Annotated in this window: 10 protein-coding genes; 4 read left to right on the top strand and 6 right to left on the bottom strand. The window is 63.5% G+C overall.

Annotation, left to right across the window (positions count from 1 at the left end):
- Positions 1–47 precede the first annotated feature (47 nt).
- The 3 genes from NMQ14_RS15480 to pedF form a co-directional block, all read right to left on the bottom strand.
- Complete coding sequence (locus NMQ14_RS15480) at positions 48–1895, bottom strand: aldehyde ferredoxin oxidoreductase family protein (protein WP_257097544.1); 1848 nt, start codon at positions 1893–1895, stop codon at positions 48–50.
- Between the two features lie 20 nt (positions 1896–1915).
- On the bottom strand, positions 1916–2386 hold the full coding sequence (locus tag NMQ14_RS15475; protein ID WP_257097542.1) for a 4Fe-4S dicluster domain-containing protein: 471 nt from the start codon (positions 2384–2386) through the stop codon (positions 1916–1918).
- Between the two features lie 223 nt (positions 2387–2609).
- The gene (gene pedF, locus NMQ14_RS15470; RefSeq protein ID WP_257097541.1) at positions 2610–3050 is read right to left on the bottom strand and encodes a cytochrome c-550 PedF; all 441 of its coding nucleotides are present in this window, start codon (positions 3048–3050) and stop codon (positions 2610–2612) included.
- Between the two features lie 439 nt (positions 3051–3489).
- Between pedF and NMQ14_RS15465 the strand changes: the two genes are divergently transcribed.
- The gene (locus tag NMQ14_RS15465; protein WP_257097540.1) at positions 3490–5457 is read left to right on the top strand and encodes a sigma-54-dependent Fis family transcriptional regulator; all 1968 of its coding nucleotides are present in this window, start codon (positions 3490–3492) and stop codon (positions 5455–5457) included.
- A 163-nt stretch (positions 5458–5620) separates the two neighbouring features.
- Here NMQ14_RS15465 and NMQ14_RS15460 read toward each other — a convergent pair whose 3' ends face one another.
- The 3 genes from NMQ14_RS15460 to NMQ14_RS15450 all read right to left on the bottom strand — a co-directional run bounded on the left by NMQ14_RS15460 (position 5621) and on the right by NMQ14_RS15450 (position 9241).
- On the bottom strand, positions 5621–7375 hold the full coding sequence (locus NMQ14_RS15460; protein ID WP_306441277.1) for a PQQ-dependent methanol/ethanol family dehydrogenase: 1755 nt from the start codon (positions 7373–7375) through the stop codon (positions 5621–5623).
- A gap of 148 nt (positions 7376–7523) precedes the next feature.
- Positions 7524–8495: a quinoprotein relay system zinc metallohydrolase 1 gene (locus NMQ14_RS15455; protein WP_257097539.1), complete on the bottom strand. Its 972-nt coding sequence runs from the start codon at positions 8493–8495 to the stop codon at positions 7524–7526.
- Positions 8492–9241, bottom strand: a complete 750-nt coding sequence (locus NMQ14_RS15450) for a quinoprotein dehydrogenase-associated SoxYZ-like carrier (protein WP_257097538.1) — start codon at positions 9239–9241, stop codon at positions 8492–8494. The genes NMQ14_RS15455 and NMQ14_RS15450 overlap by 4 nt, the downstream gene beginning before the upstream one ends.
- 337 nt (positions 9242–9578) lie before the next feature.
- On the opposite strand from NMQ14_RS15450, the gene NMQ14_RS15445 reads away from it, so the two are divergent.
- The 3 genes from NMQ14_RS15445 (at position 9579) to NMQ14_RS15435 (ending at position 12741) form a co-directional block, all read left to right on the top strand.
- Positions 9579–11441, top strand: coding sequence for a methanol/ethanol family PQQ-dependent dehydrogenase (locus NMQ14_RS15445; protein WP_257097537.1), 1863 nt, complete (start codon positions 9579–9581; stop codon positions 11439–11441).
- A gap of 202 nt (positions 11442–11643) precedes the next feature.
- Positions 11644–12243: a pentapeptide repeat-containing protein gene (locus NMQ14_RS15440; RefSeq protein WP_257097536.1), complete on the top strand. Its 600-nt coding sequence runs from the start codon at positions 11644–11646 to the stop codon at positions 12241–12243.
- A 27-nt stretch (positions 12244–12270) separates the two neighbouring features.
- Positions 12271–12741 (top strand): c-type cytochrome, encoded by a 471-nt coding sequence (locus NMQ14_RS15435; protein ID WP_257097535.1) that lies wholly within the window; start codon positions 12271–12273, stop codon positions 12739–12741.
- Positions 12742–12764 lie beyond the last annotated feature (23 nt).

Raw genomic sequence — 12764 nt, 5'->3', positions numbered from 1 at the left:
ATGCGCCGCGCCCCGAAGGGCGCGGCGAGGTCAGGGGTAAAACCCGATCACAGACCCAGGCGGGCGACGGTTTCCGCGGTCGGGCGACCTTCCGTATCCCAGCCGCGCAGGTCGTAGTATTCGGGAATCATCTTGTCGATGCCCGAAACCAGGCCCTTGGCCGGACCGACCTTGGCCGCTTCCGTCTTCAGGCGCGCCGGCAGATCGTCGTCCTTGCGCGTGAATCCGGCCGCGTTGTTGAACTGGCGCTCCATGTTCCAGATGCGCTCGCCCATCAGGTCCAGCTTTTCCATCGACCAGTCGCCTTCGCACGCCGCCTGCAGCTGAGGCTGGATGTCCGACAGCGCCCAGGCAAAGGTCGTGAACACGCACAGGCCGGTCGAATCGACCACCGCTGTCGCGTCCTGGAAAGCCTTGACCAGCGCCGGCTTGCCTTCGGTAGTCAGCGGATCGGTCTTGACCGGAATACCCAGCACTTCGGACGAAATCGTGTACGAACGCAGGTGGCAGGCACCGCGGTTCGAGGTTGCGTAGGTCAGGCCCATGCCCTGCACCGCGCGCGCGTCGTAGGCCGGAAACTCCTGGCCCTTGACCGACATCGACAGTTCCGGATGACCGTATTTCTCGCAAAGCCGCTTCGAACCGAGACCGATGACCTTGCCGAAGCCTTCGCCACGTGCGGTGATTTCAGTCAGGAAAGTGAGCGCCTTGCCAGAACCGAAGGGCGCTTCGATGCCGATCTCTTCCTTCGTCAGCACGCCCATTTCATACAGTTCCATCACGGCACCGATGGTCGCGCCGAAGGAAATCGGGTCGAAACCGTCTTCGTTGCAGAGCATGGTCGCGTACTGCAGCGCATCGAGGTCATCGACACCGTTGGCACAGCCAAGCGCCCACGCGGCTTCGTATTCCAGACCGCCGGATGCACCCCAGTACTTCGGGCTGTTGACCACCGTGTAGTGCGTGGCGTCGATCTTTGAGATGCGGCCACAGGCGATGGTGCAGCCGAAACAGGCCTGGTTGTTCACCAGTTGCGCCTTGCCGTCGCTTTCGCGCGGCTCGTGCATCGCTTCAGCTGAAATCTTGCGCGCGCCTTCGAACTGCACATCCTTGTGGTTGCGCGTCGGCATGGCGCCGATTTCGTTGATCACGTTCATCAGAACCTGCGTGCCGTAGGTCGGCAGCCCCTGCCCGGTGACCGCGTTTTCCTTGAGGATCTTCTTCTTCTCGAAGGTGACCTTCATGAATTCCTTCGGGTTGGCAATGTTGCCGACGCCGAGCGTGCCGCGCACCGCGATCGCCTTCAGGTTCTTCGAACCGGCGACGGCGCCGACGCCGGAGCGGCCGGCGGCACGATGCAGGTCATTGACGATTGCGGCGTACAGCACACCGTTCTCGCCCGTGCGGCCGATGCAGGACACGCGGATCTGCGGGTCCTGGTGTTCCGACTTGATCTGGCCTTCGGTTTCCCACACGGTCTTGCCCCACAGATGGGAGGCATCGCGCAGTTCGACCTTGTCGTTCTCGATCGACAGATAGACCGGGCTCGACGCGCGGCCTTCGATGATGACCATGTCCCAGCCGGCGAACTTCAGCTCGGCGCCGAAGTAACCACCGGAATTCGAACAGGCGATGGCGCCGGTCAGCGGGCCCTTGGTGACGACCGAGTAGCGGCCGCCGGTCGAGGCCATCGTGCCGGTCAGCGGGCCGGTCGCCCAGATGATCTTGTTGTCCGGCGACAGCGGATCAACCTTCGGATCGATTTCCGACGCCAGGTATTTCGTCGCCAGTCCGCGTTGACCCAGATAGTCGTGTGCCCACTCCATGTTGAGCGGCTCACTCGTACAGGTGCGGTCGGTCAGATTCACGCGGAGGATTTTACGTGTCCATGCCATGTCAGTATCCCTTTCGGTGGTCAGGCAGACGGGTTGCCGAGCTTGTCGGCCCACTGGCGCATGCGCTCCAGCCCGGTCCAGTTGGCATCGACATACGTGATGGCACCGGTCGGACAGGCTTCGGCACAGGCCGGCTCGCCACCGCACAGATCGCACTTCTGCACCTTGCCGGTTTCGGCGACGTAATTCACGGTGCCGAACGGACAGGCAATCGTGCATACCTTGCAGCCCACACAGACATCCTCAAGCACGACCTTGGCGCCATTGGTCTTGTCGAGCTTGATCGCCTCGACGGGACAGGCGTGCATGCACCAGGCTTCGTCACACTGCGTACAGGTGTAAGGCACCTTGGCGCCGGTGTGATGGAACTCGAATACCTTGATGCGCGACAGCGAGTTGTTGAAGACCCCGTAGTTCTCGAATGAACAGGCCATTTCGCACTGCAGGCAGCTGGTGCATTTCAAGGGGTCGATATGTAGTGATTTCTGCATGTTCAGTCGCTCCTCCACATTCTGGGCGAATCTTTGTGTAGTTCGACGCACGGGTGCGCCGGCTATGAAAACCGCTTCATATTTTACCGCCCGGATTTTCCCCGCGGTGAGCCTTTCGGCGGGTCAGCGAGGGGATTGAGTGCGGCGAGTGTGTTCAAGGCGTCCAGATGTCCAGAATCTGGACATCTGGACAGTTGCGACGCAGAAAGCGCCGCGTTGACGCTTACGGTTCGTAGCGCGTATCGAGATAGCTGCGGATGGCCCACATGGCTTCCTGCGCCATCATGCCTTCGAACGGCGGCATGTATACAGCGCCGTTGCGCACGCGTCCGCGGCGGACCGTGTTGATGAAATAATCGTCGGTTTCGGCGTCGAGCGGCAACATCCGGAGATCCGGTGCGATACCGCCGCTGATGGCTTCCAGTCCGTGGCAGCGCGCGCAGTTCTGGTTGTAGGCCGAAGTACCGACACGGATGGCTTCCTTGTCGCCACGATAGGGGTTTTCCTTCATCCATTCCGCGCCGAGCGGCTTCAGCGCACTGACGTCGACCGCCTGCGGCACCACGTCGCCGTGTGCCTCGACGCGCATCGTGGTCGCCGCGCCCAACACCATCAACGCGGTACAAGCCAGCGTTGCCTTCAAAATCCGGTTACCTGCTTTCATCACTCCTCCGTAAATATCCGTTACTGCAACACAATATGCGACCCCAGCGGGTTAGCAGGATGCGTGCCACGTTAAACTCAAGCGCTTGCCGAGCGGCAACGCAGCGAAAACAACGCATGGCGCGGCAGCGGCGCTTACAGCGGTCGCCATAATGCCCCAGGAGTGTGGGTGCAGGTATGCCCTGGGTCTGTTCGCATTTGATTCGCACATCACGCATTCAGCCACCGCGTCGCAGGGCAAGGCGCACTGAGCGCCCGCAGGTTGCCCCCCGGGGAGCATAACGCACGAATCAAATGCGAACAGACCCTAGGTGCGGCGATGCTTCAGGCCTTACTATCTTGCATGAACAGTTTGCAGGGCACTATCAGTCGCCCGTCGCGTCACACGCCAGAGCCGGCATCACCGGCCATCGCGCGTGGTTCAAGGTTCGGAGGAGAGCATGGATTTGACAACGCCTGAAGGCGTGCGCAGTGCGCAGGCCCACGAAATCATGCGCAGCGCGGGCGAAGTGCCCGCTGGTGTGCTGCCGACCCTGATCGAAACGTCCTGGAGTCGCTGCATCAATCGCGGCCTCGACGCCGACAGTTGCAGCAAGGAGGTCGAGCGTGCGCGCCGTGACGTCCTGCTGACCGAGCGTGAGCGCAACGAATCTCTGCTCAAGCACGCAGCACCGGTCATGAACGGCCTGTACGCGCAGATCGCCCGCTCCGGCAGCATGATCGTGCTGACCAACGCCTCCGGCTTCATCATTCATTCGGTCGGCGACCAGAGCTTTCTGGACCGCGCGTCGAAAGTGGCACTGTCGCCGGGCGTCGAGTGGTCGGAAGAAAGCAAGGGCACCAATGCCATCGGCACTGCGCTGGTCGAACAGGCGCCGGTGTCGGTGCATGGCTCACAGCATTTCTTTTCCGCCAACCACTTCCTTAGCTGTTCGGCGTCTCCGATTTTCGATCCGTGCAGCCGTATGCTGGGCGTGCTCGACGTGACCGGCGATTCGCGCACGCCGTCGCACCACAGTCTGGCGCTGATCAATCTGGCTGTTCAGACGATCGAGAATCAGTTGTTTGCGCATGCCTTTCCGGAAGGCTTCCTGCTGCACTGCCACGTCCAGCACGAACTGATCGGCACGGTATTCGAGGCGCTGCTTGCGTTCGACCAGGAGGGCCGCGTGCTGTCTGCCAACCGCAGCGCCTGCAGGCTGATCGGCCGCAGCCATGCCGAACTGATGAACCACAGCTTTTCGTCGATGTTCGACAAGTCACTGAGCGCGCTGTACGACCCGCTGATGCGCGGCACGGACATCATTGAGTTGCGCCTGTTCGGCGGCCGAACACTCTTCGGCCGGCCGCGGCCGGGCGTGCTGGCACGCCCGCCGGCCCGTGTTTTCAGCATGGAGGTTTCTCGCCATGACGGTTTTACAGGGGCTTCGCTGCGGCCGCCAGCCGATGCCGATCGCGGCCTGGAGCGCCTGAGCACCGGTGACGCGCAGATGAATGCCGTCGTGGAAAAGGTGAAGCGCGTGCTCGGCCGCGATATTCCGGTGCTGATCCAGGGCGAGACCGGTACCGGCAAGGAACTGCTGGCGCGCGCCATCCACGACGAAGGACCGCGTCGTGACCAGAACTTTGTGGCGGTCAACTGTGCGGCGATTCCGGATGGTCTGATCGAATCGGAACTGTTCGGCTACGAAGATGGCGCCTTCACCGGCGCCCGGCGCAAGGGCTATGCCGGCCGTATCATGCAGGCCGATGGCGGCACACTTTTTCTGGATGAAATCGGCGACATGCCGCTCGCGCTGCAGGCGCGCCTGCTGCGCGTGCTGCAGGAACGCAACGTGGTGCCGCTGGGCAGCGGCCGCGCATCACCGGTCGACCTGTCCATCATCTGCGCCACCCACCGCAAGCTGCGAGATCTGGTCGCACAGGGCATGTTCCGCGCCGACCTGTACTACCGGCTCAACGGACTGACCGTCATGCTGCCGCCGCTGCGCGATCGCACTGACCTGCGCGCGCTGGTGCTGCGCATTCTCGATAGTGAATCGTCGATTCCGCGCGGCTTGAGCATCGACGACGAGGTGCTTGAGCTATTCGAACGCCATCCGTGGCCGGGCAACATGCGCCAGCTCGCCAACCTGCTGCGCACGGCAGGCGTGATGGCGGCGGACGATGGCGTCATCGGCCGGCCGCACCTGCCGGACGACTTCATCGACGAGCTGGATCATCAGCCTGCCGGCAGCGGGCTCGCAACGGAGGGCGCGACCGGCGCCGGGGCGCCGTGCGATCTGGATAGCCTGACGCTGCGCGCGATCCGTGAATCGCTGTCGCGCAACGACGGCAACGTCGCAGCGACGGCACGCGAACTCGGCATCAGCCGCACCACGCTGTACCGCAAGCTCAAGGAAGGCTGACGGGCACACCCGGCCGGGCAACTGACAGGCAAAAAAAAGCCGGCCTTGTGAGCCGGCTAAAGAGCCATGTCCTGCTGAAGAGCTGCCGTGCCTGAAAACACCGAAACAGACACGGCACAGAAACCAATGCAAGCACCGTGCCTGCATTGGTCCGTCCTGCTGATTACTTGTGCAGCTTGAACACCCACATCGAACCACCCTGATTCAGGTAGTTCACCTTCTTGGCGACGTCGCCGCCCCACAGCGGCACGGCGCCGCCCCAGCCGGTAGCGACCGCGACGTACTGTTCGCCGTCCTGCTCCCACGTGATCGGGGGAGCCACGACGCCGGTGCCGGTCTGGAAGGACCACACTTCCTTGCCCGTCTTTGCGTCGGCTGCCTTCAGGAAGCCTTCCGGGGTACCCCAGAACACCAGACCGCCCTTGGTCGTCATCACACCACCCCACAGCGGAGCGTTGTTGGTGACTTCCCACACGATCTTGCCGGTCTTCGGATCCACCGCGCGCAGGGCGCCGATGTACTTGTCCTCGATGGTCTTGATCGTGAAGCCGGCACCCAGGTACGCCGCACCCTTCTTGTAGGTGATCGGTTCGTTCCAGATTTCCATGCCCCACTCGTTGGCCGGCACGTAGAACAGGCCGGTATCCGGACTGTAGGCCATCGGCATCTGGTTCTTGCCGCCCAGGAAGGACGGTGCCGAGAACACGGCTTCGCCCTTCTTGCCGTCAGCGCCTTTGGCCGGGTCGCCGGGGCGATTGGCCGGATCGAAAATCGGCTTGCCATCGGCGTCCAGACCCTTGGCCCAGGTGATCTTGTTCACGAACGGGAAGCCGCGCTCGAACTTGCCCGTGTTGGCGTCCAGCACATAAAAGAAGCCGTTCCGGTCGGCCTTGCCGCCCATGCGCTTGCCGTTCATGTCGAAGGTGACGAATTCATTCACACCGTCGTAATCCCAGCCGTCGTTCGGCGTGCCCTGGAAGTGCCACTTGATCTGGCCGGTGGTCACGTCGATGGCGACGGTCGAGCACGAATACAGGTTGTCGCCAGGGCGCAGGTGGCTGTTCCACGGTGCCGGGTTGCCGGTACCGAAGTAGGCCAGACCCGTCTTCGCGTCATAGCTGCCGCCCAGCCAGGTGGCTGCGCCGCCGGTCTTCCACAGGTCACCGGTCCAGGTGGCGTTCAGCGTGCCGCTGATGCCGTTTTCCGTCTTGTTGCCGGCCGCGTCGTACTTGTAGCCCATGTGGCCTTCGACGGTCGGGCGGACCCACACCAGCTTGCCGGTCTTCGGGTCGCGCGCTTCGACGCGGCCGATGACGCCGAATTCGCCGCCGGACACGCCGGTCAGCAGCAGGCCCTTGGCGATGATCGGGGCGGCGGTGTTCGAGTAACCCGCCTGGTAGTCGTCGATCTTTTCCTTCCAGACGACCTTGCCGGTGTTCTGGTCGAGTGCAACGAGCTGCGCGTCCAGCGTGCTGAAAATGACCAGATCGCCGTAGGCGGCGGCGCCGCGGTTCACCACGTCGCAACACGGCATGATGCCGTCCGGCAGGCGGTGTTCGTACTGCCACAGCTTGGTGCCGGTCTTGGCGTCCAGCGCGTACAGGCGCGAGTAGGAGCCGGTCACGTACATCTTGCCGTTGATGATCAGCGGCTGCGATTCCTGGCCGCGCTGCTTTTCACCACCGAAGGAGAAGGACCAGGCCGGAACCAGGTTCTTGACGTTCTTCACGTTGATCTTGTCGAGCGGGCTGTAGCGCTGGCCTTCCGTGCCCATGCCCCACGACAGGATGCTGGTCGTGGTCTTGCCGTCGGCTTCGATGTCCTTGTCGGTGACGCCGGCCATGACCTGCGGTGCAGCCAGCGCAGCGAATGCAGACAGCAGGACGCCGGACAGCGTCGTGGTACGCAAACCTTTCATACTTCCTCCTCAGTGGTGAGTTTGTCTCTTGATTGCCGGGATGCCTTCCCTTGATCGGCTAGCAGCGATCGCAAGAAGCGGGCCAAGTACAAACGAGGGGGAAATACGGTCGCGCCGCCTTGCGAGCGGCGCGAAACAGGTCAGGTGTTCATTTTTGTTTCAATCGGGACGGCACTGCAGTGTTCAGCGTCTGCTGTTCGTAGCGGCTGTACAGATGCGTGACCGAACGTTCGAACTCGCTGCGCGCCAGCGGCATCTGCGCGAAACGTTCAGGCAGCGGCAGCACCATCACTTCGGCCATGTCCATGCCGCTCGCTGCCGCACTATTCAGCGTGCCATCAAGCCAGTCGAGCCAGTCGCGAGTCTGGAGGACGCCACGGCGGTCGTCATGTACCGGGCCATGACCCGGCAGTGTGCGCTTCACCGGGAGTGCGGCCAGCGCGTCGAGCGCGGCGCGCCAGTGGGTGATCGAGGCGTGCGGCGTGGTCGGTGCCCGGTCGAGGAAGACAAGGTCACCGGCGTACAGCACGCCGGTGGTGCGGTCAAAAATCGCCAGATCGCCTCCGGTATGGCCTTCCAGCGCGATCAGTTCGAATTCGTGGCCGCCTATCGTCAGCCGCCCCGCCTGGGCCGCCTGATCCGCAACGGTGACCTCGGTGCCGGCAAGCCAGTCACCTGCCATGCGGTACATGTTGTCGGCGAACGCCCCGCCCTGCTCCCGCATGCCCGCCTGAGCAGCCGGCAGGGCCGCCGTGGGTACGCCGGCGAATGACTGATTGCCGAGAAAGTGGTCGGGGTGCTGGTGGGTGTTGAACACCCGGATGACCGGACGGTCCGTCACGCGGGCGATGGCCGCCCGCATCTGTTCGCCGTAGCGACGCGACGGACCGGTGTCGATCACCACAACGCCCTCGGTTGTCACGACAAACGCGGTATTGACGATGTTGCCGCCATTGTCTCGAGTGATGTCTTCGGTCCTGCCGACGAAAGCCCAGCTGTTGTCAGCGATCTTCTGCGGCACGAGGCCGTAGTCGAAACGGTCAGCGCCAGTCCTGTCGGCCGCCTGCGCAAACAGCGCTCCTCCGGCCAGCAAAAGGGCGAACAGGAACCGCCCGATCATGGCTGCACCATCGCGTCGATGCGGTTGCCGTTGTTGTCCCGGCCCACCACACGCAGCGCCGCCTTGCCGGTATCCGGCAGGTCGAACGAAAACACCGGGTTTTCGCTCAGCGGCTCGAAGGTTTCCATGCGCAGCATGGCCTCGCCACTGGCGTCCTCGACCGCCAGCTGCTCTATGTAGAAGGCCGGAATGCCCGGCGCGAGGCCGGTATCCATCGGATGCATGATGCGCAGCCGCACGCGCTGGTTCTGGCCGTCGTGGAAGACACGCGCCTGCACCTGGTTCAGCGTGCTGGTCCAGCCAGGCGCGCTGCGCCCGGTGCTGGGCGCCGTGCAGCCACCGCCGGCCGCATCGACCCATGCGCCGCCTGCGTACCACTTGCCGTCGCCGGTCTGCACCAGCGCACGGATCGGGCTGGCCTGCTGCAGCTTGATGCGGAAGGACAGGCCGGGCTGCGCCAGCAGCGGCTGGTAGTCGAGCACCTTGACGATGGGGTTGAAGTCGGCGATGACCAGCACCCGCTTCACGTCGGGCAGGTTCCGGAACTTGATCGTGACCGGCACGTTCATCGAATCCTCCGCCACCTTGGGTGCCAGCACCTCGATCCGTGAATCGAAGCTGACCGGCGCATTGCCGGCATATTCGCGCTGCAAGTCGGGCCAGCGCGACGAACCGAGCGGGTCGGCTGCGCCCGCAACTGCGCAAAGCCCCAGCGCCAGACCCAGCGCCATCAGTAACTGCTTCATCGGGATCCACTCCTCGTTATCGATCTTTGCGTCAGTGCAACGCCCTGTTCCGGCAAGCAAGTCGAGGGCCATCGACCGCATCGGCCTCCGGCCTATCAGCCATCCGTATCCGAGGCGCGAGCTTAACGCCATGCGGCTGTCTCAGGGCACGACATCGAGGTGTTCAACCGTGGAACACCCGCCAACACCGGGACCGACTCCCTGCTTCAGCGGGCATTTTCTACCAACAGCTTGAGGCCGGCCTGCCTACGCTGCAGTGCGTGCCGCAGCCCGTCACCCGGATGCCATGGCGAGTTGCGACGCCGACACGACACATCACACTGAAAGAGGAGTCAGGATGAAAACGTTTTCACTGAAGAACCCGGCACTTTGCATCGCGCTCGGCGCGCTGCTCGCCAGCCCGGCCCACGCCGCAAAGACGGTGAGCTGGGAAGACATCGTCAACGACGACAAGACGACCGGCGACGTGCTGACCTACGGACTGGGCATGAAGGCCCAGCGTCACAGCCCGCTGAAGCAGATCAACACGAAGACCGTATCGGCGCTCTCCCCCGCCTGGTCCTACTCCTTCGGTGGCGAAAAGCAGCGCGGCCAGCAGGGTCAGGCGCTGGTGCACGACGGCGTCATTTACATCACCGGTTCATATTCGCGCATGTATGCCGTCGAAGCCAGGACCGGCAAGCGGCTGTGGACCTATGAGCACCGCCTGCCTGACGACATCCGCCCGTGCTGCGACGTGGTCAATCGCGGCGCCGCCATCTACGGCGACAAGGTCTACTTCGGCACGCTGGACGCCGGCATGGTCGCGCTGAACAAGGACACCGGCAAGGTCATCTGGTCGAAGAAGTGGGGCGACCACAAGATCGGCTACACGATGACCGGCGCACCGTTCGTCGTGAAGGACCAGAAGAGCGGCCGCGTGATGCTGGTGCACGGCTCGTCGGGTGACGAATTCGGCGTGATCGGCTATCTGTTCGCACGCGACGTCGATACCGGCGAGGAAATCTGGGCACGGCCGATGGTCGAAGGCCACATGGGCCGCCTGAACGGCAAGGACAGCACGCCGACCGGCGACGCCAAGGCACCCAGCTGGCCGGATGACCCCAGCTCGCCGACCGGCAAGGTCGAAGCCTGGAGTCATGGCGGTGGAGCCCCCTGGCAGACTGCCTCGTTCGACGTCGAACAGAACATGGTCGTGATCGGTACCGGCAACCCGGCGCCCTGGAATACCTGGAAGCGCACCAAGGAAGGCGACAGCCCGTCCAAATGGCCCAGCCTGTTCACGTCTGGCCAGGCCTATGTCGATGCATCAAGCGGCGAACTGAAGGGCTTCTTCTCGCACACGCCGAATGACGCCTGGGACTTCTCGGGCAACAACTCCGTGCTGCTGTTCGAGTACAAGGACCCGAAGACCGGCAAGCAGGTGAAGGCTTCGGCGCACGCCGACCGCAACGGCTACTTTTTCGTGACCGACCGCGAAAAGCTGGCCACTGGCGCCGGTTACCCGTGGAAGCAGTCGGCCCTGATCGGCGCCTGGCCATTCGTCGATGGCATCACCTGGACCAAGGGTTTCGACCTGAAGACCGGCATGCCCAACGTCGTCGAAAGCCAGTACCCGCCGAAGCCCAAGGCCGGCGAAGACAAGGGCGAAAGCATTTTCGTGTCGCCGCCCTTCCTCGGCGGCACCAACTGGATGCCGATGTCGTACAGTCCGGCGACCGAGCTGTTCTACATTCCGGGTAACCACTGGGCGATGGACTACTGGGCGGAGAACGTCACCTACAAGGCAGGTGCGGCTTACCTCGGCCAGGGCTTCCGCATCAAGAAGCTGTTCGACGACCACGTGGGCATCCTGCGTGCGATCGACCCGAAGACCGGCAAGATCGCCTGGGAACACAAGGAGCAGTTCCCGCTGTGGGCCGGTACGCTGACCACTGCCGGCGGCCTGTTGTTCACGGGTACGTCCGACGGTTACGTCAAAGCATTCGACGCCAGGACCGGTAAGGAAATGTGGAAATTCCAGACCGGCTCCGGTGTGGTTTCGGTGCCCATCACGTGGGAACAGGACGGCGAGCAGTACATCGGCATCGCGTCCGGCTATGGTGGTGCCGTGCCGCTGTGGGGCGGCGACATGGCGGAGCTGACCAAACAGGTGAATCAGGGCGGCTCGTTCTGGGCCTTCAAGCTGCCGAAGCGCTGATGTAGCGGGGCCGCTGCGCCCCGTTGTGTCCTCCTCAGGCGGGCCGTCACGTATCGGCGGTCCGTTCCCTTACTCCTGGTCGTCGCGACCGAGCATGGAAAAACAGCGGCCACTCCTCCGCTGGTCTACCCGCCGAGGGTACCCGGGCACCACCCGTCGCGCCCGGGACCGTGACGATCAGGTTTCTTTTCCGGATCTGCCCATGAAGCTTTTGCGCCTCGTCGCCTTCTGTGTGCTGCTTACCTGCCTGACTGCCCCGGCCCATGCCGTGGATGCGTCACCCGCCGAGGACGCGCATGAAGAAGTGCTGGTCATCAATGGCTGCCCCATCTGGCCCTATACCCGCTGCCCCGGCGTCGATCTCAGTCACGCCGACCTGTCGCTGCGCGATCTCGCGGGCGCCGATCTGACGGGCGCAAAACTGGTCCGTGCCGACCTGCGCAGCGCAAATCTGGCGGGTGCAATGCTGGACGGTGCCGATCTGAGCGCCGCGAAGGTACAGAAGGCGAACATCCCGGCCGCGTCGCTGCGCGGCGCCAGGCTCATTGCCACCGATTTCGAGTTCGCGCGCATGTTCCGCGCCGACCTCAGCAATGCCGACCTGTCGATGGCGAACATGGAAGCCGCCCGCGCCACCCACGTGCGGCTGAACGGGGCACGCCTGATCGACGTGAACATGCAGGAAACCAAGTTCCAGGAAGCCGACTTCCGCAATGCCGTCATGAAGAACTGCTTCACCCGCTTTGCCGTGTTCCTCGACGTGAGCTTCGAGGGCTGCGACGGCTGTCCGGTGGACTGGTAAGCCCGATCAACGATGCCGAGACCCGACATGACACACCGACTGTTGGCCCCGATGTATGCCCCGCTGCTCGCCACTGCGCTGTTCCTGCTTGCGGGCGCCGTTTTCGCGGAGCGCCCGCCGGCGCCGCTGAGCGATACCTCGTCGCTGCCTGTACTGGGTGACGCCTGGCGCGACGCCAACCCGTATCGTGACGACGAGACGATCGCCACGGTAGGACGCACGCTGTACAACGAAACCTGTTCGAAATGCCATGGCCCGGACATGAACGCCAAGGGCCACCCTGCCCCGCCGCTGCGCCGCCTTCAGCGCTACTGCAAGAAGGTGCAGGACGCCGCGCTGAAGACGCGCTGCCTGGCCGATGTCGATCACTACTTCGTGACCACGGTGAGGCAGGGCAAATACATTCTGGGTGTTGAACACATGCCTGCATGGGACGGCATCCTGAAGCAGGAAGCTGTGTGGGCCATCAAGACCTACGTCGATTCGCGCAGCCGCTGAACGGCACCCGCAATGAAAAAAGG

The sequence above is a fragment of the Methyloversatilis sp. XJ19-13 genome (assembly GCF_024580155.1).
In the GTDB taxonomy this organism is placed as follows: domain Bacteria; phylum Pseudomonadota; class Gammaproteobacteria; order Burkholderiales; family Rhodocyclaceae; genus Methyloversatilis.
Note: the sequence above shows the minus strand (reverse complement) of the source record. Positions and strands in the feature narration are given on the sequence as shown.